The 20,541-nt window shown below is 69.0% G+C and carries 19 protein-coding genes and 1 tRNA gene; 4 read left to right on the top strand and 16 right to left on the bottom strand.

All coding sequences use genetic code 11. The annotated features are described in order from the left end of the window. Window positions 1-411: 411 nt before the first annotated feature. The 4 genes from ispF to STH_RS15530 form a co-directional block, all read right to left on the bottom strand. Complete coding sequence (gene ispF / locus STH_RS15515; protein ID WP_011197235.1) at window positions 412-885, bottom strand: 2-C-methyl-D-erythritol 2,4-cyclodiphosphate synthase; 474 nt, start codon at window positions 883-885, stop codon at window positions 412-414. After that, complete coding sequence (gene ispD / locus STH_RS15520) at window positions 879-1,589, bottom strand: 2-C-methyl-D-erythritol 4-phosphate cytidylyltransferase (protein WP_011197236.1); 711 nt, start codon at window positions 1,587-1,589, stop codon at window positions 879-881. The genes ispF and ispD overlap by 7 nt, the downstream gene beginning before the upstream one ends. Beyond that, window positions 1,586-2,695, bottom strand: coding sequence for a PIN/TRAM domain-containing protein (locus tag STH_RS15525; RefSeq protein WP_011197237.1), 1,110 nt, complete (start codon window positions 2,693-2,695; stop codon window positions 1,586-1,588). Before STH_RS15525 ends, ispD begins: the two co-directional genes overlap by 4 nt. Window positions 2,696-2,837: 142 nt before the next feature. Then, window positions 2,838-3,317 (bottom strand): CarD family transcriptional regulator, encoded by a 480-nt coding sequence (locus STH_RS15530; RefSeq protein ID WP_011197238.1) that lies wholly within the window; start codon window positions 3,315-3,317, stop codon window positions 2,838-2,840. A 223-nt stretch (window positions 3,318-3,540) separates the two neighbouring features. Here STH_RS15530 and STH_RS15535 point away from each other — a divergent pair. Beyond that, window positions 3,541-3,616: transfer RNA gene (locus STH_RS15535), tRNA-Ala, on the top strand. A 164-nt stretch (window positions 3,617-3,780) separates the two neighbouring features. Then, window positions 3,781-4,179, top strand: coding sequence for a hypothetical protein (locus tag STH_RS15540; protein WP_011197239.1), 399 nt, complete (start codon window positions 3,781-3,783; stop codon window positions 4,177-4,179). A gap of 62 nt (window positions 4,180-4,241) precedes the next feature. Here STH_RS15540 and disA read toward each other — a convergent pair whose 3' ends face one another. The 11 genes from disA to STH_RS15595 all read right to left on the bottom strand — a co-directional run bounded on the left by disA (window position 4,242) and on the right by STH_RS15595 (window position 17,047). Beyond that, on the bottom strand, window positions 4,242-5,297 hold the full coding sequence (gene disA / locus STH_RS15545) for a DNA integrity scanning diadenylate cyclase DisA (RefSeq protein ID WP_011197240.1): 1,056 nt from the start codon (window positions 5,295-5,297) through the stop codon (window positions 4,242-4,244). A 22-nt stretch (window positions 5,298-5,319) separates the two neighbouring features. Beyond that, window positions 5,320-6,690 carry a DNA repair protein RadA gene (gene radA, locus STH_RS15550; protein WP_011197241.1) on the bottom strand — a complete coding sequence of 457 codons (1,371 nt, stop codon included), beginning with the start codon at window positions 6,688-6,690 and terminating at the stop codon, window positions 5,320-5,322. Window positions 6,691-6,862: 172 nt separating this feature from the next. Continuing rightward, on the bottom strand, window positions 6,863-7,933 hold the full coding sequence (locus STH_RS15555) for a bifunctional 3-deoxy-7-phosphoheptulonate synthase/chorismate mutase (protein WP_011197242.1): 1,071 nt from the start codon (window positions 7,931-7,933) through the stop codon (window positions 6,863-6,865). A gap of 409 nt (window positions 7,934-8,342) precedes the next feature. Beyond that, window positions 8,343-8,561, bottom strand: a complete 219-nt coding sequence (locus STH_RS15560) for a DUF3343 domain-containing protein (RefSeq protein WP_043714341.1) — start codon at window positions 8,559-8,561, stop codon at window positions 8,343-8,345. A 4-nt stretch (window positions 8,562-8,565) separates the two neighbouring features. Further along, window positions 8,566-9,735 (bottom strand): aminotransferase class V-fold PLP-dependent enzyme, encoded by a 1,170-nt coding sequence (locus STH_RS15565; RefSeq protein ID WP_011197244.1) that lies wholly within the window; start codon window positions 9,733-9,735, stop codon window positions 8,566-8,568. Next, entirely contained in the window at window positions 9,732-10,859 is a 1,128-nt protein-coding gene (gene yedE, locus STH_RS15570; RefSeq protein ID WP_011197245.1) for a YedE family putative selenium transporter, read from the bottom strand. The genes STH_RS15565 and yedE overlap by 4 nt, the downstream gene beginning before the upstream one ends. Window positions 10,860-11,003: 144 nt before the next feature. After that, entirely contained in the window at window positions 11,004-13,505 is a 2,502-nt protein-coding gene (locus STH_RS15575; protein ID WP_011197246.1) for an ATP-dependent Clp protease ATP-binding subunit, read from the bottom strand. A 116-nt stretch (window positions 13,506-13,621) separates the two neighbouring features. Next, the gene (locus STH_RS15580; RefSeq protein ID WP_011197247.1) at window positions 13,622-14,683 is read right to left on the bottom strand and encodes a protein arginine kinase; all 1,062 of its coding nucleotides are present in this window, start codon (window positions 14,681-14,683) and stop codon (window positions 13,622-13,624) included. Further along, entirely contained in the window at window positions 14,670-15,212 is a 543-nt protein-coding gene (locus STH_RS15585; protein ID WP_011197248.1) for a UvrB/UvrC motif-containing protein, read from the bottom strand. The genes STH_RS15580 and STH_RS15585 overlap by 14 nt, the downstream gene beginning before the upstream one ends. Before the next feature lie 14 nt (window positions 15,213-15,226). Further along, on the bottom strand, window positions 15,227-15,682 hold the full coding sequence (locus tag STH_RS15590) for a CtsR family transcriptional regulator (protein ID WP_011197249.1): 456 nt from the start codon (window positions 15,680-15,682) through the stop codon (window positions 15,227-15,229). 192 nt (window positions 15,683-15,874) lie between these two features. Beyond that, a complete protein-coding gene (locus STH_RS15595) occupies window positions 15,875-17,047 on the bottom strand; it encodes a class I SAM-dependent rRNA methyltransferase (protein WP_011197250.1) in 1,173 nt (390 codons plus the stop codon). Between the two features lie 120 nt (window positions 17,048-17,167). On the opposite strand from STH_RS15595, the gene STH_RS15600 reads away from it, so the two are divergent. Then, window positions 17,168-17,425, top strand: coding sequence for a hypothetical protein (locus STH_RS15600; RefSeq protein WP_043714343.1), 258 nt, complete (start codon window positions 17,168-17,170; stop codon window positions 17,423-17,425). Between the two features lie 178 nt (window positions 17,426-17,603). Next, on the top strand, window positions 17,604-18,287 hold the full coding sequence (locus STH_RS15605; protein WP_043714345.1) for a hypothetical protein: 684 nt from the start codon (window positions 17,604-17,606) through the stop codon (window positions 18,285-18,287). Between the two features lie 15 nt (window positions 18,288-18,302). Here STH_RS15605 and fusA read toward each other — a convergent pair whose 3' ends face one another. Next, window positions 18,303-20,390, bottom strand: coding sequence for an elongation factor G (gene fusA, locus STH_RS15610; RefSeq protein WP_011197253.1), 2,088 nt, complete (start codon window positions 20,388-20,390; stop codon window positions 18,303-18,305). Window positions 20,391-20,541 lie beyond the last annotated feature (151 nt).

The following is a 20,541-nucleotide window of genomic DNA, read 5'->3' on the forward strand; positions in this document are numbered from 1 at the left end:
CTTGCCTTTGGCTAACGGGCTGGTGCTGCCTCGCCCGTAGCGGACTTTCACCGCCAAGTCAGCGCCCATGCCGGGCACACCGAAAAGCCCGCCTCTGTCGGCCAGAGGCGGGCAATCCCCGCGGTTCCACTCTGATTGGGCGCCTCGCCATGCGCCCCGCTCTCTCGGGTGCCAACACACCCTGTGCCGGATAACGGTGGCCTTCCGTGGGCGCCTAGCGGCCGCGGCACACCTGCCGCGCCCGTTCGGACCCCGGCTCCCGGGCGCATCTTCCCTGCGCTCGCCAGACCTCCGCTTGCAGCCTGTGGCGGTGGCTCTCTGTACAGGCTCCCGCAGGTACTTCTCCCGTTCGCTGCCTTTACGTTTGCTCTGATTTTACGGGGGGGCGCCGAAGATGTCAAGCGGGGTCCCTCACCGCCCGGCGATGAGGGCGACCGCATAGGCGGCGATGCCCTCTTCGCGACCGACGAAGCCCATCTGCTCGTTGGTCGTGGCCTTGATGCTGACCCGGCGCGGCTCGACGCCCAGCACGGCGCCGATCCGCTCCCGCATCGCCGGCACGTAGGGCCCGATCTTCGGCCGCTCGGCCACCACGGTGATGTCGCAGTTTACGGGCCGGTAACCCTCCTCGGCCAGCAGACCCACCACCCGGCGGAGCAGGTCCAGGGAGTTGGCCCCCGCCCACGCCGGGTCCGTCGGCGGAAAGTGCGTGCCGATGTCTCCCAGCCCGGCGGCCCCGAGCAAGGCGTCCATGAGGGCGTGCAGGGCCACGTCCGCGTCGGAGTGCCCCTCCAAGCCCCGCTTGCTGGGGATCTCCACGCCGCCCAGGACCAGCGGCCTCCCGGGGACCAGCCGGTGAACGTCGTAACCGAAGCCGATCAGCATTGTCGCGCCTCCTCCTCCAGCAGCAGCTCCGCCAGGCGGAAGTCCGTCGGCGTGGTCAGCTTGAGGTTGCCCGGATGGCCCCGGTAGACCCGCACGGGCACGCCGATGCGCTCCACCAGCGACGCGTCGTCCGTGCCCAGGAAACCGTCCGCGATCGCCTGGCGGAAGGCCCGTACCAGCACATCAGCCCAGAACACCTGCGGGGTCTGCACCGCCCACAGCATCGACCGGTCCGGCGTCGCCACCACCACGCCGTCCGGCCCCACCTGCTTGATGGTATCCTGCACGGGCACCGCGACCACCTGGGCCGGATGGTCGGCCGCCGCCTGAAGCACGCCCTTCAGCACGTCGGCGGTGAGCAGGGGGCGGGCAGCGTCGTGGACGGCGACGATGCGGGGGCGGGAATGGACCGCCTGCAGGGCGGCCCACACCGAATCCTGCCGCTCCGCGCCGCCCTGGACGATGCGCGTCACCTTGGGCATGTGGCCCACCAGAGCGCGGGTCGCCTCCACGTCGCCCGCGGCGATGACGATCTCGTCCACCAGGGGGCACTCGCTGAACCGCCTGACGGTGCGCACCAGCACCGGCTCGCCGCGGAGGGGGAGGAACTGCTTGGCAGTTCCTCCCCCCATGCGCCTGCCCGACCCTGCGGCCGGGATGATCACGCTGACCGGGACCTGCAGCCCCCCTGCATGAATGCTCACGGCGCCACCTTCTCCACCGTCATCTTCGGCTTGGCGAAGATCATGCGGCCGGCTGCCGTCTGGATGACCGACGTGACCAGCACGTCGATGGTGTCTCCGATGTAGCGCTTGCCGCCGTCCACCACGATCATCGTGCCGTCGTCCAGGTACCCGACGCCCTGGCCGGGTTCCTTTCCGTCCTTCACCACGGAGACGGTCATCTCCTCCCCGGGCAGGACGATCGGCTTCAGGGCGTTGGCCAGCTCATTGATGTTGAGCACCCGGACGCCCTGCAGCCCGGCCACCTTGTTCAGGTTGAAGTCGTTGGTGACGACGACGCCGCCCAGCATCTTTGCCAGCTTGAGCAGCTTGATGTCCACCTCGGCCGCGTCGATCTCGCCCTCGTAGATGCGCACATCCGCGCCCGGCAGCTTCTGGATCTCGCTCAGAATGTCGAGCCCCCGCCGGCCCCGGTTGCGCTTCAGCACATCCGGGGAGTCGGCGATGTGGCGCAGCTCCTCCAGGACCACGGACGGGACGACCAGCGGCCCCTCCAGGAATCCGGCCGCCACGATGTCGGCGATCCGGCCGTCGATGATGACCGAGGTGTCCAGGATCTTCGGCCGGCTGACCCCCCGGTACTCCTGGTGCTTGCTATGGGCCTGCGAGCCCGCGGCATGCTCCTTCCTGGCCGAGCGGCTGAAGATGGAGGAAAAGGCCTCGCTTACCTCCTCCCGCTTGCGGGTGGTCACCGTCATGCCGAGGTAGCCGAAGATCACCGCGCTGAGAACCGAGATCACACCGCCAAACAGCGGAATCTTGCCCGTAAAGACGCTGAGAAGGGCCGCAATCAACAGCCCGCTTATGAGTCCAACAGATCCCAGTATGATATCGATGAATGCAGTACGAGCCAGCCGGCCTTCAAGCCAGGTCACGAATGGGTAGAGTCCGAAGCCCACCAGACCGCCCACCAGACTGCCGACGGCGAAGAACAGAAGGGTAAAGCCCCAGTGCTCCGGAACCGAGAGCAAAAGCGCCACGCTCTCGCGCCAGAGGAACGTGGAGCCGAAACCGCTCAGGACGCCCGCGATGGTCAGCACGATCCGCAGGTTCTTTCTCAACACCATTCACCTCCTTCTGCAGATTGGGAGGGCGTTCAGCCCGGATCCGCGCCCCCCTGTTTATGAGACGAACCAGAAAAGGTGCAGGTTCGCACCCCGACCCGAACAGTTGGCGAAAGGCGAGGGGCGCCGGACACCCGGCGCCGCCTCACTGGGCGAGAACGCGGTCCAGAAGCGAGCTTGCCTGTTCCAGCTCCAGGCCTCGGATCAACACGATCTCGGACAGGAGGATCTGCCGCGCGCTGTCCAGCATCTTGCGTTCCCCCGTGGACAGCCCCTTCTCCCGCTCTCGCTGCGACAGCGTACGCACGACCTCGGCCAGTGCGAGGACGTCGCCGCTGCGGATCTTCTCCATGTTCATCCGGTAGCGGTGGTTCCAGTTCTTCTCCGCCTGGGTCGGCCGGGATCGCAGCACCTCCAGCACCTGCTGGAAGACCTGCTCGGACATCACCGCGCGCAGCCCCGTGCTCTGCGGACCGTCGCAGGGCACAAGCACCTGCATGTCGGCCACCGGCAGCCGCAGGACGTAGTAGCGCTTCCGCTCCCCCAGCACCTCCCGGTCCTCGATGGCCTCGATGATGCCGGCGCCGTGCATCGGGTACACGACCTTGTCGCCCACCTGGAACACCGGATCACCCCCACCTGCTCCCGTGCCCCGCGGCAGCGAAACCCTCCGCCCGTGCTCAGCTTACCAGACACGCACGACCTTTGTCAAGAAAAGTTTAATTATATGATGTTTGATTCGCTGGTGTCAATAGCCAAGAGAATCGTCTGACAACCACGAAAGCATGAACCTGACGGACTCCTGGCTTGACGCCCCCGGGGGCCAGCCGTACAATGGGAGCAGCAACGGGGCTATAGCTCAGTTGGGAGAGCGCGTGAATCGCACTCACGAGGTCGGGGGTTCGAGTCCCCTTAGCTCCACCAAACCGAGGGCGGAGGCCAGCCCCTCCGCCCTCCATTGTTTGCCAGACGCCGCCGTTTGTCCCCGTCGTGCCCCTCTGCTACAATAGAACCAGCCAGGAACCGTCAACCGGCGTCGCATTCCCGGGCACCCCTGGCCCGCGACGGGACTGAGAGGTGAGTCTTCGATGAAGGACCTGCTGTGCGACCAGTTTCAGGAAACGGTGAGCGAGTGCCTCATCCGTCACCGCAGCGTGCTGGATATCATGGCGAAGTACCAGGAGTCCAACGCCCGCGTCAACCGGGCGCTCACGAAGTCGGTGACCTCCTGCGGCTGCATCGAGATTCACGGCACCAAGCAGCGCTACCCCCAGGACGCGACGCTGGAACAGCTGCGGGATCACGCGATGGAGCACATCACCGGCAAGCTGTGCGACCACTGCCGCGAGGTGATCGAGGCGGAGATCGGCAACAACCTCTTCTACCTCGCCGCGCTGTGCAACGTGCTCGACCTCAACCTCTACGACGTCCTGTTGAAGGAGCACAAGAAGCTGAGCGCCCTGGGACTGTACAACTTCGCGGACTGACCCGGCAGGCAAGACACAGGAAAATGGCCCGAGCCAGGCTGCTCGGGCTTTTTTCGTTGGCGCTACAGCTGCCGCTCCAGGGCGAACTGCATCCGCATCCGGCGCAGCCCCTCCTGGATCGCCCGCGCCCGCACCTCGCCGATGCCCTCCACGTCGTCCAGCTCCTCCAGCGAGGCGGCGAGCACGCGCTGCAGCCGGCCAAACCGGGCCACCAAGTTCTCAATGACAGCGGCGGGCAGCCGGGGGATGCGCCGGAGCATGCGGTAGCCCCGGGCACCCAGGGGGCTGTCCAGCGCGCCGGCGCCCAGCAGCCGGGCGACGGCTGCCAGGTCCTGCAGCTCCTCGTACGTCCACTCGGCCATCTGCTGCCGAAGCGCCGCCGCGTGCTGAGGGTCATCGGTGCTGGCGTAGTCGCGGATGATGAGCAGCCCCTCCGCCGCCACGCCGGCCAGCAGCTCCTCCAGCTGCATCGCCACCAGCCGGCCCTCCGTGCCCAGCTCGACGATGTACCGCTCGATCTCCTTCCCGATGCGCAGCAACATCTCGGTGCGCTGCACCACCAGCGCCACATCCAGCGCGCTGACCATGTCGTCCAGCTCCAGCGCGGAGAGGCGGGCCACCGCCTGGTCCCGGACCAGCTTGTACTTCTCCAGGGTCTGCAGGGCCTGGTTGGCCTTGGTCAGGACCACGGCGAAGTCCCGCAGGATGTACTTCATCGGGCCCTTGTACAGCGTGATCAGGTCCCGGCGCTGGGAGATGGAGATCACCAACTCGCCGGTCTGTCGGGCCACCCGCTCCGCCGTGCGGTGGCGGGTGCCCGTCTCGCTGGTGGGGATCGACGGGTCGGGCACCAGCATGGCGTTCGCATAGAGGATGCGCTGGGCGTCCCGGGTGAGGATGATCGCCCCGTCCATCTTGGCCAGCTCGTACAGCCGCGTGGGCGTGAACTCGCAGTCCAGGCGGAAACCCCCGTCCACGAGCGCCAGGACCTCCGGGGAGTCGCCGACGACGATCAGCGACCCGGTCCTGGCCAGCAGGATGGACTCCAGCCCCTCCCGCAGCGCGGTGCCGGGGGCGAGTTGCTGCAGCACCTGCCAGAAGCCGCTTCGGTCCTCCATCCCCGCACCCCCTGCGCGCGGCTCAGCGGCCGAGGGCCGCCTCGAGTCCTTCCATCACCGTCTCCACGCCGACCAGTTCCACGTCGGTCTTCATGCTTAGGCTACGGAGGTTCGCCCGTGGCAATACCATGCGGTCGAAACCCATCTTCTCGGCCTCGCGAATGCGCTGGTCGATGCGGGACACCGCCCGCACCTCGCCGGCCAGCCCGACCTCGCCCACGACCACCGTACGCGGGTCGGGAGGCTGGTCCCGGAAGCTGGAGGCCAGGGCCACCGCCAGGGCCAGGTCGATCGCGGGCTCCGCCAGCCGCACCCCGCCCGCCACCTTGACGTAGGCGTCATGGTTGCCCAGCAGCAGTCCCACCCGCTTCTCCAGCACCGCGATGATCAGCTGCAGCCGGTTCAGGTCGATGCCCTCCGCGGTCCGCCGCGGCGTCACGAAGGTGGACGCGCTCACCAGCGCCTGCACCTCCACCAGGAGCGGCCGGGTGCCCTCCATCGCCGGCATGACCACGGAGCCCGCCACCTCCACCGGCCGCTCCGCCAGGAACAGCTGGGAGGCGTTGCCGACCGGCGCCAGGCCCGCGTCCCGCATCTCGAAGATGCCAATCTCATTCGTGGAGCCGAAGCGGTTTTTCACCGCGCGCAGGATCCGGAAGCTGGCGTGCCGGTCGCCCTCGAAGTAGAGAACGGTGTCCACGATATGCTCCAGTACCCGCGGGCCGGCCAGGGAGCCCTCTTTGGTGACGTGGCCCACGATAAAGATGGCGAGGTTCTGCCCCTTCGCCACCCGGAGCAGCTGGGCGGCGCACTCCCGCACCTGGCTGACGGAGCCGGGGGCGGAAGGCAGGTCGGGGCGGAAGACCGTCTGGATGGAGTCGACGATGAGCAGCCGGGGGGCCACCTGGGCCGCGTGGTGCGCGATGGCCTCCAGGTTCGTCTCGGCCAGCACCAGAAGGCGCGGGTGGATGGTCCCCAACCGGTCGGCTCGCATCCGGATCTGCCTGGCGGACTCCTCGCCGGAGGCATAGAGCACGGTGCCGTGCTGCCGGGCCACGCCGGCCGCCAGCTGCAGCAGCAGGGTCGACTTGCCGATGCCCGGGTCGCCGCCCACCAGCACGAAAGAGCCGGGCACGATGCCGCCGCCCAGCACCCGGTCCAGCTCGTCCATGCCCGTCTCCAGCCGCTGCGCGTCCTCGGTCTCCACCTCCCCGATCGCCAGCGGCGGCCCGCCCGTGCCCGGGTCAGACGTCAGCAGGCCCCGCCCGCCCGGCGGGTTCACGGGCTCCTCCACCATGGTGTTCCAGGCACCGCAGCCGGGGCACCGCCCCATCCACCGCGGCGACTCGTAGCCGCACTCCTGACAAAAGAAGGCGCTCCTGGACTTCGCCAACGCCACTGCCTCCCCGTCGTCCTCGGTCCGGTCTTGTTTCGGGGCGAGGCCCGCCCCCTCCTGCACGCGGCGCGCCGGCGCCCCGGATGCGCGCGGCAGGGGCTGTCCGCCCGTCGCCCGCGGCGCACAGCACGGACCGCCCCGCGGACGACACGGGACCCGTGAGTGCAGATCAGGCGTGCAGCGCCTGCTGCGCCCGGCGGGAGACGGCCAGGATCGCCTGCCAGATCTCCCGGACCTCCTCGCCGGCCAGCTCGTCCCCGGCCAGGCCGGCCAGCCGGTTGATGAGCGCGTGCTCGCGGTCCTCCTGCAGGACGGGCAGCCCGGCGCCGCGCTTCAGCTGCCCCACCCGGCGCGCCGCCGCCATGCGGCGCAGGAGCAGGTCCAGGATCCGCTCGTCCAGCCGGTCGATCTCCTCCCGGCACGCGTCGATGCTCTCCAGGGCAGAGGCCGGGAGCAGCTCCAGACGGGCCATCAGCCGGCTGAACTGCTCGAAGTTCAGCTGCTGCGCGGCGTCCGAGAGCGCCCGGTCGGGGTCGGGGTGCACCTCGATCATCAGGCCGTCCATGCCTGCCGCCAGCGCCGCCAGGGACAGCGGCTCGATCAGGTCCCTGCGGCCCGCGGCATGGCTCGGGTCGACGATCACCGGCAGCCCGGAGCGCGTCCGGGCCAGGATCGCCGTGCTCAGGTCCAGCGTGTTGCGGGTGGAGGTCTCAAAGGTTCGGATGCCCCGCTCGCACAGGATCACCTGGTCGTTGCCGGACTCCAGGATGTATTCCGCCGCGGCAAGCCACTCCTCCAGCGTCGCGCTCAGCCCCCGCTTCAGCAGCACCGGTTTGCCGGCCCGCCCCACCTGCTTCAGCAGGGCGAAGTTCTGCATGTTGCGGGACCCCACCTGGAGCACGTCCGCATACTCCGCCACAAGGTCGATCTGCGCGGTGTCCATGACCTCGGTCACCACCGGCAGCCCCGTCTCCGCGCGGGCCACGGCGAGGAGCCGCAGCCCCTCCTCGCCCAACCCCTGGAACGAGCGGGGCGAGGTGCGGGGCTTGAACGCGCCGCCCCTGAGGGCCGTGGCGCCCGCGGCCTTGACCGCCCGGGCGGCGGCGACGATCTGCTCCTCGCTCTCCACGCTGCACGGTCCCGCGATGATCATCGGGCGGCCTGAGCCCAGCCGCAGGCCCGCAAACCGACCGGCCACCGTGCGCTTCGTCTCCGCAGTCAGACCTTCGACCACGCTCATCCGCCTCCTTCACCCTGATAAAAAAACGCTCCCGCCCCGGTAAGGGACGAGAGCACAGCTCCCGTGGTACCACCCTTCTGAGCCGCCCAAGCGGCGACCCGCTCGATCTGCAGGTGCGGAAGAGCAGAGCTCTTCGACACCGCTCCCGGATAACGGCGGGAGGGCCGGCCTGGCCTACTGGGCCGCAAGGCTCTGCGGCCGTTCAGCCGGCAGCTCCCGAGGGAACTTCGGCGGGGACCGCCATGGCGGCGCTTCCAGTCTGCGGCGCCGCCTCCCTGGATGGCCTTCCGTCCGCTTACTTTCCTCGTTCATCGCCGTTTCGTATTTGACGCTCATTCTAGCCGTTGCCCGTACGTCCGTCAAGAGGAAACTCCGGCTTGTCCGAAAACGGAACCGCCGTGGCCGCAGGCTACAACCGGCGCAGCCCGGCGGTCTCCACCCCGCCGGTGCGCAGCAGCTCCTCCACCCGTGCGCAGTCCGCCCAGGCGAAGCGCAGCGCGAACCCGCAGTCGCTGGAGAACTGCCGGGGCGTCGGGATGAGCTTGACGGCCAGCCCCGCCGCCTTCAGCCGTTGCTCAGCCTTCAAGGCCATCGATGTCGTGTGGAAGAGCGCCACGCCGTAGTCCATCCCATCACGCCCCCTCGGCAAGCCGGCGGACCGCCGCCACCGCCCGCGCGATCTGCTCCGGGGTGTTGAAAGGCCCCGGGGACAGCCGCACCGTCCCCTGCGGGAACGTGCCCAGGGTCCGGTGGGCCACCGGGGCGCAGTGCAGCCCGACGCGGGCGAGGATCCCGAACTCCTCGTCCAGCCGTCCGCCCACCTCCGACACCGTGCGCCCCTCGACGGTGAAGGAGACCACCGCGACCCGCTGGCTGAAGTCCGCCGGGCCGTACAGCCGCACGCCAGGGATCTCCGAGAGCCCCTCCCAGAGCTGCCGGGCGAGCTGCCGTTCCCGCCGGCCGATTTCCTCCGGCCCGCCCAGTTCTGCCAGCGCCTGAATCCCGGCGCCCAGGCCGGCGATGCCCACGAAGTTGACCGTGCCGGCCTCGAACCGGTCCGGCAGGTCCGGCGGCTGTCTCTCCATTGCCGAGCGGGATCCCGTCCCGCCCCGCACCAGCGGCTTCATCTCGGCCGCGTTGACCCGCTCGCCCAGGATGAGCCCCCCGGTGCCGGTGGGGCCCAGGAGCCCTTTGTGGCCGGTGAAGGCCAGGAGGTCGATGCCCATCGCCCCCATATCGATGGGGACGCTGCCGGCGCTCTGCGCCGCGTCGACCAGCACCAGCGCGCCTGCCCGGTGCGCGATCGCGGCGGCCTCGGCGACAGGGCAGATGGTGCCGGTCACGTTGCTGGCATGGTTCAGGGCCACCATCCGGGTCGGGGCAGCCTCCACCACCCGCCGGAACGCCTCCAGGTCCAGCCGGCCCTCAGAATCGCAGGGGGCGATGACGACCTCGATCCCCAGCTCCTCCAGGTCGCGCAGGGGGCGGATGACGGCGTTGTGCTCCATGCCCGTGCAGACCACCCGGTCGCCGGGAGAGAGCAGGCCGCCCAGGGCCAGGTTGACGGCCATGGTGCCGTTGTGGGTGAAGATCACGCGCAGCGGGTCAGGGGCACCGAAGAGTTCGGCTACGGCCTGCCGCACCGCCCAGACCCGCCGGCCGGCGGCGAGCGACAGCCGGTGCCCGGAGCGGCCGGGATTGCCGGCCTCATTCTCCAGGCACTCGGCCATCGCCCGCACCACCGCCGCCGGCTTGGGCCACGAGGTGGCGGCGTTGTCCAGGTAAATCAGTTCGGCGCTCATGCCGCCGACCGGGACTGGTCCTCACCCGCCGCCACGTCCCGCATGGTGAAGCCCAGGACGACCACGACGATGAGCCCGATGATCACCGCCGCCGGCCCGTAGGGCGACGGCCCCGCGGCCGAGCTGGCCAGGTTGAAGTTGTGCGCCAGGGCGGTGCCGGTCAGCAGTCCGAAGGTGAAGACCGCCGCGTCGGTGTCGCCCTCGCCGGAGAGGAAGAGCTGCCGGCCGGGGCAGCCGCCGCCGAGCGTGAAGGCCAGGCCGGAGAGCAGCATGCCCATGAAGTTCCAGAGCCCGTCCGTATGGGCGATGGGCTGGTTGGCGAAGCCCGGGTGGAACTGGCCCAGGGCCAGGTTCGCCACCGCGGCGGTTATGATCAGGGCGACGACGCCCGTCAGCAGCTTGGTGTCACGCAGCATGAACAGATTTCTGAACGCCCCCACCGAACAGAAGCGGCTCCGCTGCCCCAGGTACCCGATGACCAGGGCGAACAGGAGCGAGATCCACCAGGCGGCGTGCTGCGAGCCCGGACCGCTGGTGCTGAAGAAGATCGGGCCCACCGGGTTCCCGTCGGCGTCCCGCCCGAACAGCGGCGCCGCCAGGAGGAGCACCAGGAGGCCGACCATGGCCGCCGGCATGATCCAGCCGGCGACCGGCGCCATCGGCTTGCTCTTGCCCAGGCTGTAGCCCCGGCGCAGGAAGAAGGTGGCCGCCCAGATGCCTGCGGCGAAACCGAGGACGCCGACGACGGCGTTCCAGTCGCCGCCGCCGATCCGCAGGAACGCCCGCCACGGACAGCCGAGGAAGACCAGCGCGCCGATCGCGGCGATGACGCCCATGATGTACCGCACCAGCGGCGAGGAGCCGCCCCGGGCGCGCCACTCGCCGGCGCCCAGCGCGGCGATCGTCGCACCCAGGACCAGGCCGATGATCTCGGGCCGGATGTACTGCACGGCCGCAGCCCGGTGCAGCCCGAGGGCGCCCGCGATGTCACGGGTGAAACAGGCGACGCACACCCCCATGTTCCCGGGGTTGCCCAGCTTCACCAGGATGGGCGCCAGGATCCCAACGACAACGCCGGTGAGGGTCACGCCCCACCTCCCTGACCAGAGACGATTCAGCGACACAACTCATGCGCCTCCCTTAAGGATGATTGGTAGTAATCTTTGACGTCCGATACCTGAATCCTCCAACAGAAAAAGCAAGGCAGGCGCCGGTCCCCCAGCACGGGGTGACCGGCGCCTGCTGAACGGGCCGGGCCAGCGGGGCCGCTAAGCCTGCGTGGTCTCGCCGCTGCCGACGCCCACCGACTCGGCGGAGGGCTCGGTGCGCTTGAAGACGATCTTGCCTTCCGCGTCGGTGTCCACGTACACCTGCTCGCCGTACTTGAACGGCTGCCGGAGCATCTCCTCGGAGAGCGGGTCCTCCACCAGCCGCTGGATGGCCCGGCGCAGCGGGCGGGCGCCGAACTTCTCGTCGTAACCTTCCGCGACCAGCTTCTCCAGGGCGGAGTCGGAAAGGGTCAGCTCCACGCCCTGCTCCTTCAGCCGGTCAGCCACCTTCTTGACCTCCAGCCGCACGATCTCCTTCAGGTGATCCTTGGTCAGGCTGTGGAAGATGATGATCTCGTCGAGCCGGTTGAGGAACTCGGGCCGGAAGAGCCGCTTGACCTCGTCCATGACCCGGGACTTCATCCGCTCGTACCGCTCCTTCTCGTCCTCCTGGACGGTGAAGCCCAGCTTCTTGTCGCCCTGGATGGCCTGGGCGCCCGCGTTGGAGGTCATGATGATCACGGTGTTGCGGAAGTCCACGGTGCGGCCCTTGGCCTCGGTCAGCCGGCCGTCCTCCAGCACCTGCAGCAGGATGTTGAAGACCTCGGGATGCGCCTTCTCGATCTCATCCAGCAGCACGACGCAGTACGGCCGGCGCCGGACGGCCTCGGTCAGCTGACCGCCCTCCTCGTACCCCACGTACCCGGGCGGCGCGCCCACCAGCCGGGAGGTGGTGTGCCGCTCCATATACTCGGACATGTCGATGCGGACCATCGCGTCCTCGTCGCCGAAGAGCGCCTCCGCCAGGGCCTTGGCCAGGTGGGTCTTGCCCGTGCCCGTCGGGCCCAGGAAGATGAAGGAGCCGATGGGCCGCTTCGGATCCTTCAGGCCGGCGCGGGCCCGCCGGATGGCCCGGGCCACCGCCGCCACCGCCTCGTCCTGGCCGACCACCTTCTCGTGCAGCACCTTCTCCAGGTTGAGCAGCCGCTGGGACTCGTCCATCGTCAGCTTTGTCGCGGGGATGCCCGTCCACTGAGAGACGATGGTGGCGATGTCCTCCTCGTTCACGACGCACTTCGCCGTGACCTTCTTCTGCTGCCACTCGTTCTTCTGCCGCTCCAGCTCCTCCTTCAGCTTGGTCTCCTTGTCCCGGAGGCGCGCGGCCTTCTCGAACTCCTGCCCCTGGACGGCGGCCTCCTTCTCCTTGCGCACCTCCTCCAGCTTATCCTCCAGCTCCTTCAGGTTGGGCGGTGCCACGAAGGTGGAGAGCCGGACGCGGGAGGCGGCCTCGTCGATCAGGTCGACGGCCTTGTCGGGCAGGAACCGGTCGGTGACGTAGCGGTCGGAGAGCCGCACTGCGGCCTCGATCGCGGCGTCGGTGATCTCGACCCGGTGGTGGGCCTCGTACCGGTCGCGCAGCCCCTTCAGGATCTGGATGGCGTCCTCGGGGCTCGGCTCCTCGACCATCACCGGCTGGAAGCGGCGCTCCAGGGCCGCGTCCTTCTCCACGTACTTGCGGTACTCGTCGATGGTGGTCGCGCCGATGGCCTGCAACTCGCCGCGGGCCAGGGCCGGCTTCAGGATGTTGGACGCGTCGATCGCGCCCTCCGCTGCGCCGGCGCCGATGATGGTGTGCAGTTCGTCGATGAAGAGGATGACGTTGCCGGCGTTGCGGATCTCCTCCAGCACCTTCTTGAGCCGCTCCTCAAACTCGCCCCGGTATTTGGAGCCCGCGACCAGCGAGGCCAGGTCCAGGGCGACGACCCGCTTGTCCTTCAGGATCTCCGGCACCCGGCCGTCGACGATGCGCTGGGCCAGGCCCTCGGCGATGGCGGTCTTGCCCACGCCGGGCTCGCCGATCAGCACCGGGTTGTTCTTGGTGCGTCGGGTGAGAATCTGGATGACCCGCTCGATCTCCTTCTCCCGGCCGATGACCGGATCCAGCTTGCCGTCGCGGGCCATCTGATTCAGGTCGCGGCCGAACTGGTCCAGCGTGGAGGTGCTGGTCTTGGGCCCCTTGACCTTGGCCGATCCCGGCATGGAGGAGCCGGCGGGCGGATGGGGCACCCCGCCGAGCAGGTGGATCACCTGGTTGCGCACCCGCTCCAGGTCCGCCCCCAGGTTCTGCAGCACCTGGGCAGCCACGCCCTCGCCCTCCCGGATGAGGCCGAGCAGGATGTGCTCCGTGCCCACGTAGTTATGCCCCAGGAGCCGCGCCTCTTCGATGGCCAGCTCCACCATCACCTTCTTGGCCCTGGGCGTGAAGCCGATCTCACCCCGGGACGAGGCGGAGCCCTTGCCGATCATCTTCTCGACCTCGGCCCGCACCTGCTCCAGCTGGATGCCCAGCGACTGGAGCGCCTTGGCGGCGATGCCCTCGCCCTCGCGAATCAGTCCCAGGAGCAGATGCTCTGTGCCGACGTAGTCGTAATTCAAACGCCGAGCCTCATCCTGGGCCAGCACGATGACCCGCTGAGCCCGTTCCGTGTAGCGGCTGAACATGCGCGACTTACCCCCTATCCATCTGTTTATTCCGGAACCACGTGGCGAGGCATCGCCCTCGCCGCACACTTACCGATTGGGACCGCTGCGCCCTGCGGTGCGATACGGCCGGCCGGTCAGGCGGAAAGGCGCGCCCGGATCAGCGCCGCCCGCCGCACGTCCCGCTCCAGCGGGTTCAGCTCCCGCCCCGCCTGCCGCTGCAGGCACGCGGGCTGCATCGCCACGAGCAACTCGTTGAGGATGCGGTAGTCGATCTTCGGCACGACCCCCAGGGCAACGCCCAGGCGTACGTCCGAGAGCAGGCGCATCGCCTCCTCCGAGCTGATCATCCGGGCGGTGGTGAGGATGCCGTACGCCCGGGAGACCCGGTCCTCGATCTGCAGCCGCATCTCCCCGTAGAGATGGCGGCGGGCCTGCTCCTCCGTGTCGATCACGGTCCGGGCGATGGCCTCCAGGTTCGCGATGATCTCCTCCTCGGCCTTCCCGAGGGAGGTCTGGTTGGAGATCTGGAAGATCTGCCCGGCCGCCTCCGTGCCCTCGCCGTAAAGTCCCCGTACCACGAGGCCCAACTGCGAGAGGTTGTGGAAGAGCCGACCGGCCTGCTGCGTCAGCACCAGGGCCGGCAGGTGCATCATCACCGAGGCCCGGAGCCCCGTGCCTACGTTGGTCGGGCAGGCCGTGAGATAGCCCAGCTGCTCGTCAAACGCGAACTGGAGCCGCTGCTCCAGGGCGTCGTCCACCTGGGACGCCACCCGCCAGGCCTCCTGCAGCTGCAGCCCGGAGGCCAGCACCTGGATGCGCAGGTGGTCCTCCTCGTTGACCATGATGGAGATGGCCTCGTCCTCGGAAATGGCCACGGCCTTGGCCATGACCTCCTTGGACTGCTGCGGGCTGATCAGGTGCTTCTCGACCAGGATCTGCCGGTCCAGCGGCGTGGTGTCGGCCAGCCGATACAGTTCCACCCGGGACGGGAAGCCGACCAGGTTGATCTCGCGGACCCCCGCCTCCGCGGCCTGCAGAAGCCGCTCGGTGTCGGGTTCGGACATCCGCTGCGGGAAGGGCAGGTCATCCAGGTTGCGGGCCAGCCGGATCCGGGAAGAGAGCACGATGTCGGCGTGCGGTCCGGTTCCCTCCATCCAGCGGCTCTCCGCGCGGGACACCAGCTCATTCCAACCCACCGTTGTCACCCCCTGCGGCGATCTCCGCCTCCAGCGCCCGGATCTGGTCCCGGATCCGGGCGGCCTCCTCGTAGCGCTCGCCCTGCACGGCGGAGGCCAGCTGCGCCCGGAGGATCTTCAGGTCACGCCTCTTGCGGGCGAGGCCGCCGGTGCGCTTGGGCACCTTCCCGCTGTGCGTGGCGGTGCCCTGGATCCGCTTGATCAGCGGCATCAGCTGCTGCTCCATCTCCTGGTAACAGCGGGGGCATCCCAGGAGTCCGCTCTGGGCGAACTGGCTGTAGGTCATGCCGCAGTGCCGGCACGTCGGCTCCGCCTTGAGCTGGGGCTGGCCGGCGCCCGCCCCGGGCAGCGTCTGCCCCAGGAACGAGCTGAGCAGCTGCTGCATGGACAGGTTCGGGAACGAAAAGCTCGGGATGGCGCCCACCTCGCGGGCGCACTCCACACACAGGTGCGACTCCTGCTTCTGGCCGTTGGTGATCACCGTCTGGTGCACCGTCGCCTCACGCTGGCCGCATCGCTCGCACCGCATGGGCCAAGACCTCCTCAGAAGCGCAGAATAGCGGTGAGCATCGCCTTCAGCACGCTGGCCCGCACCTCATCCCGGTACGGCAGCTCCAGCCCCAGGACCTCGCGCCGCACGGCCGCCTCCATGATGGCCGCTTCGCGCTCGTCGATGAGCCCCTCGTCCCGCAGCCGCCCGACGATGTGAAACGCCTCGTTCTGGCTGATCGCGTCGCCGATCTGCCGCTCGATCAGGTCCTGCAGGTCCTCGGGGTTTTTGATGTTGAGTCGGATGATGCGGATATACCCCCCGCCCCCGCGCCGGCTTTCCACCAGGTAGCCGCGCTCGGGGGTGAAGCGGGTGGTCAGCACGTAGTTGATCTGCGAGGGCGCGCAGTCAAACAGGGCGGCCAGCATGGCGCGCCGCACCTCCAGGATCTCCGTCCTGCTCAGGTGCTCCTTCAGGTAGCGTTCGATCTTGTCCGCCAGGTTGGCCATCAGGCGCTCACCCCCTGACCTTGTTTGACCTTCCTGCCTTCCAATAATACCCCCCGACGGGCTGCCGGGCAAGTGCAACTCGTAACGAAATATGCGCCTCTACCGCATTTTTCCCCGCCAGGGGCCGCCGGAGACTCCCTCTGACCTTATTTGACGTTCGGAACCTCCCTGGAGAAACGGCCGGGACGCCCGTTAAATGACTTCGTAGATGAGACACTTCAGGTAGTGGCTCTCGTCGTACCCGACCACGATCGGGTGGTCGACGGCCTGTGCCCGCTCCTCGACCAGCCTGAGGCGCCGGCGGGCGTCCTGGGCCGCCTCCGCCACCACGGCCTTGAACAGGTCCGGCGTCATGTGGTACGAGCAGGAGCAGGTGACGAGGAACCCGCCCTCGGTCAGCATACGGAGGGCGCGCAGGTTGATCTCCTTGTATCCCCGCGCCGCGCCTTCCAGTGCTGCCTTGTTCTTGGCGAAGGCGGGCGGATCCAGCACGATGACGTCGAACCGTTCCCTCTGCGCCTCCATCTGTCGCAGAATGTCGAAGGCGTTGCCCACCTGGAACCGGATCCGGTCGCGCAGGCCGTTGCGCGCGGCGTTCTCCTCCGCGGCGGCGATCGCCTCCGCGGAGGCGTCCACCGCGACGACCTCCCTGGCGCCGGCTGCGGCCGCGTTGAGCGCAAAGCCGCCCACGTTGCAGAAGCAGTCCAGCACGCGCCCGCCCGCCGCGTAGCGGCGCACGGCGTGGCGGTTCTCCCGCTGGTCCAGGTAGTACCCGGTCTTCTGGCCCTCGGCCACGTCCACCGCGATCTCCAGCCCGTTTTCGACAATCGTGATCCGCGGGTCGAACTCGCCCCGCAGGAAGCCCTTACGCTCCTCCAACCCCTCCAGACGGCGCACCGGCACGTCGTTCCGCTCGTAGATGCCCCGCGGCCGCAGCAGGTCGACAAGGATATCGACAATATCCGGCAGCCATTTGTCGATGCCGAGCGCGAGGGTCTGCACCACCAGGATGTCGCCGAACTTGTCCACGATCAATCCGGGCAGGAAGTCCGCCTCGCCGAAGACCACCCGGCAGGCCCCCGTGTCCGGAAGCAGCTTCTGCCGGTACGCCCAGGCCCGTTCGAGGCGGCGCCGGAAGAACTCCCGGTCGACGGGCTCATCGTGGGCCGTCAGCATGCGGACGAGGATCTGCGACGCGGGGTTGATGTACCCCTTGCCCAGCAGCCGGCCCCGGAAGTCCACCACGGTCACCACGTCCCCGGGAGCGAACTCGCCCCGGATCTCCTCCACCTCGCCCTGAAAAATCCACGGATGACCCGCCTGGACCCGCCGGTGGCGGCCCCGGGCCAACTGCACAACCGCCATGGACACATCTCCCTCCACAGACAGATTCGGCACCAGCGCAACGTTAGCCTGCCCCCGACACCGGCGCGTCATGGAAGCCAACGCAGCCGGGCATCCTACCCGGCGAGGAGGGGATGCACGTTGGGGCGCAGCCGTGAACCCGGGAGCGTCAGCACGTCGGTGACCGGCGCCCACGCGACCGGCCACCACCTGAACGAGGCGGCCGAGCGGGGCGAACCGGCCCGGGACGTCCCGCTGGAAGGGCTCGTCTGGATCGAAAAGGAGGACCAGGCCAAGCAGGGCATGGCCCGCAAGGGGGACATGCGGGACGCCGCTGCTGCGCCTGACCGGCCGCACCCCGCCGGGAGACCCGACCAGGGTGGCCGGCAATCCCACTAGCCGCGGGCGGGGGCCGAGGCGGCACTGGCCCGCCTCCGCCCTTGCCGTCGCGCTCGCGGCGTTCCTCACCGTCCCGTGCACGGCCGTTTGCCGGGCATCCCCTGCGACGGACGCAGCGCCCACCGCCCGGACGGTGCCGGCGGGGAAGGAAGCCGCTCCCCCGGAAGCGGTCCGGACGATGTCAGCTGCCCAGGGGGAGGGCCTGCCGATCCCCGGGGACTGGATCCCTCCCCTCCCCGCCGTCGCCGGCTTCCGGCTGGTTCTCTCGCCCCCGGCCGGCCCCGGGGGCGCGCCGCAGCCGCTGTACGCCACGCACCCCGATCACCGCCCGGTGATCGCCCTGGTCCTGGACCGGCTGGTCGGATCGCGCCTGACGGCCGGCACGGCGGAACCGTCCGCCGCAGGCGGCGTGCTGCACGTGGCTCTGCGGCGGGGCGGGCACCTGGCGGTCGAGCCCGCCGGGGAGTGCCCCGATGCCGCGGACCCCGGGGAGCGAGGGTACGTCTGCCCCCCGTCGCCGAGCGATGTGGTCCTGCGGCTGAGCGACGGCCGGGCGGTGCGCGTGCGCAACCCGTGGATGGCCGGGTGGCTCCAGGAGGGGTGGCGCGCCCACCTTCCCGTGGGCGCACCGCAGCTCCTCGACCGTGACGCGGCGATCGCCCTGGCGAGAGAACAAAGCGGCCTGCCGGCGTGGCAGGCGCGCTTCGTCGATGCGTATCCCGTTGAGCGGTCCGGCGGGACCGAGGTGAGGCCGGCGTGGCTGCTGGAAGCCGAGCTGCCGGCCGGGCAGCGGATCCGGCTGGTCCTCGACGCGCAGACCGGGGAGGTGCTACGGCTGGTCCAGCTGGAGGCGCTGCCGTAACGGGCCCGAGCCCGTCTACTCGGACTCCTCCTTGCGGCTGGCCTGGGCGGCATCGATGACCGCCTTGGCCACCTGGGCCGGGGCCTCCTCGTAGTGGTCGAACTCCATGGTGAACTGGCCGCGGCCCTGGGTCATCGACCGGAGGTCGATGGCGTACCGGTGCATCTCGGCGAGCGGGACCATCGCCTTGATGATCTGCTTGCCGTCGCCGGTGGGCTCCATGCCTGCGATGCGGCCGCGCTTCTTGTTCAGGTCGCCCATGATGTCGCCCATGTAGGACTCGGGCACGACAACCTCCAGCCGCATGATCGGCTCCAGCAGGATCGGCTTCGCGTTCATGAACGCCTGCCGGAACGCGTTGCGGGCGGCGATCTTGAAGGCCATTTCGGAGGAGTCGACCTCATGGTAGGAGCCGTCCAGCAGGGTGCAGCGGACGCCCGTCACCGGGTAGCCGGCCAGGACGCCCTCGGCCATGGTCTCCTGCACGCCCTTGTCGACGGCCGGACGGAAGTTGAGCGGGATCGCGCCGGCGAAGATCTTGTCGACGAACTCGTACTCGCCTTCGGGCAGCGGCTCGATCTCGATCTTGCAATGGCCGTACTGGCCGCGGCCGCCGGTCTGCTTCTTGTGCTTGTACTCGCCCTGCGCCCTGCCGCGGATGGTCTCCTTGTACGCGACCTTCGGCTCGCTCAGGACGGCCTCCACACCGAACTTCCGCTTCAGCCGCTCGATCATGACGTCCACGTGGGTCTCGCCGAGGCCGGAGAGGATCGTCTCGTGGGTGACCGGGTCACGCCGCACCGTGAAGGTCGCGTCCTCCTCGGCCAGCCGCTGCAGACCGGAGCCGATCTTCTCCTCGTCGCCCTTGGACTTCGGGCTCACCGCAACGGAGTAGACCGGGGCGGGGAAGTCAACGGGCTCCAGGACCAGCGGATTCGCCTCTTCGCCCAGGCTGTCGTTGGTCTGGGTGACGGCCAGCTTCGCGACGGCGATGATGTCGCCCGGGCCGGCCTCGGTGACCGGCTCCTGCCCCTTCCCCTTGGGGATGAAGATGTTGCCGATGCGCTCGCTTCGGCCCCGCGTCACGTTGTACACCGTCTGGTCGCTGGTGATCTTGCCGTTGAAGACCCGCATGACCGTCATGCGGCCGACGAACGGGTCCGCGGTGGTCTTGAACACCAGCGCGCTGAAGGGCTGGTTCTCGCCGATGGGCTGGCTGACGGGCTCGCCGTCAGGCGTCTGGCCGACCAGGTCGCCCCGGTCTGCCGGAGACGGCCCGTAGGCGACGATGGCGTCCATCAGGGCGCTGACGCCGATGTTCCTGGCCGCGGCCGCGACGAAGACCGGGACGATGTCGCCCTTCACCACGCCCAGCCGCAGGCCCCGCTCCAGCTCCTCCTGGGTGAGCTCGCCCTCCTCGAGGAACTTCATGGTGAGCTCATCGTCGGCCTCGGCCGCCAGTTCCATCAGCTTCTCGCGGATCTCCGCGACCTGCCCGTCGAACTCGGCGGGCACCGCTTCTTCCTTCACCTGCTTGCCGGAGAACGTGTAGGCCTTCTGCCTGACCACGTCGACGACGCCGGAGAAGCTGGCCTCGGCGCCGATGGGCAGGTGCAGCGCCACGACGCCCCGCCCCCAGGCCTCCTCCAACGCGCTCAGGGTCTTGCGGAAGTTGGCGTTCTCCCGGTCCATCTTGTTGATCACGATCATCCGGGAGACCCCGGCCTTCCGGGCGTGCTCGTAGGTCAGCTCCGCGCCGACCTCGATGCCGGCCACCGCGTCCACCACCAGAACAGCCGTCTCCACAACCCGCAGCGCCGCCTTGACCTCGCCGACAAAATCAAAATACCCGGGAGTATCCAGCAGGTTGAACTTGTGGCCCTTCCACTCCAGCGGCGCAATGCCCATGGAGATGGAGACCTTCCGCCGGATCTCCTCGGGATCGTAGTCCATCACCGTATTGCCCTCGTCGACGCGCCCAAGCCGATCCGTTGCCCCGGCCGTGAACAGCATGGCCTCAGCCAGGGAGGTCTTCCCGGCGCCGCCGTGGGCAATGAGGGCAACGTTCCGCACCTTCTCGACAGCAAATCGTCTCAAGTCCATCTCCTCCTCAACGGTTGATGGAACTGCGCTCAGCCGAGGGGCCCCCAGGCAAAACGGTTCGGACTTGCAGGCGGCGACGCAGGGGCGACAGGCGCACCGCGGGCGGTGCGCTTCCCGATGGCTGGGCGCCAGGCAAACCGCGTGATCACGG

Source organism: Symbiobacterium thermophilum IAM 14863 (genome assembly GCF_000009905.1).
Classification (GTDB): domain Bacteria; phylum Bacillota; class Sulfobacillia; order Symbiobacteriales; family Symbiobacteriaceae; genus Symbiobacterium; species Symbiobacterium thermophilum.

Excerpts from the sequence above, each read along its gene's own strand:
- ispF (WP_011197235.1), bottom strand. The coding sequence starts at position 885 with ATGCTGATCGGCTTCGGTTACGACGTTCACCGGCTGGTCCCCGGGAGG.
- STH_RS15540 (WP_011197239.1), top strand. The coding sequence starts at position 3,781 with ATGAAGGACCTGCTGTGCGACCAGTTTCAGGAAACGGTGAGCGAGTGC.
- disA (WP_011197240.1), bottom strand. The coding sequence starts at position 5,297 with ATGGAGGACCGAAGCGGCTTCTGGCAGGTGCTGCAGCAACTCGCCCCC.
- STH_RS15585 (WP_011197248.1), bottom strand. The coding sequence starts at position 15,212 with ATGCGGTGCGAGCGATGCGGCCAGCGTGAGGCGACGGTGCACCAGACG.
- STH_RS15565 (WP_011197244.1), bottom strand. The coding sequence starts at position 9,735 with ATGAGCGCCGAACTGATTTACCTGGACAACGCCGCCACCTCGTGGCCC.
- STH_RS15560 (WP_043714341.1), bottom strand. The coding sequence starts at position 8,561 with ATGGACTACGGCGTGGCGCTCTTCCACACGACATCGATGGCCTTGAAG.
- STH_RS15605 (WP_043714345.1), top strand. The coding sequence starts at position 17,604 with ATGTCAGCTGCCCAGGGGGAGGGCCTGCCGATCCCCGGGGACTGGATC.
- STH_RS15525 (WP_011197237.1), bottom strand. The coding sequence starts at position 2,695 with ATGGTGTTGAGAAAGAACCTGCGGATCGTGCTGACCATCGCGGGCGTC.
- STH_RS15555 (WP_011197242.1), bottom strand. The coding sequence starts at position 7,933 with ATGAGCGTGGTCGAAGGTCTGACTGCGGAGACGAAGCGCACGGTGGCC.
- STH_RS15575 (WP_011197246.1), bottom strand. The coding sequence starts at position 13,505 with ATGTTCAGCCGCTACACGGAACGGGCTCAGCGGGTCATCGTGCTGGCC.
- fusA (WP_011197253.1), bottom strand. The coding sequence starts at position 20,390 with ATGGACTTGAGACGATTTGCTGTCGAGAAGGTGCGGAACGTTGCCCTC.
- STH_RS15595 (WP_011197250.1), bottom strand. The coding sequence starts at position 17,047 with ATGGCGGTTGTGCAGTTGGCCCGGGGCCGCCACCGGCGGGTCCAGGCG.
- STH_RS15590 (WP_011197249.1), bottom strand. The coding sequence starts at position 15,682 with ATGGCCAACCTGGCGGACAAGATCGAACGCTACCTGAAGGAGCACCTG.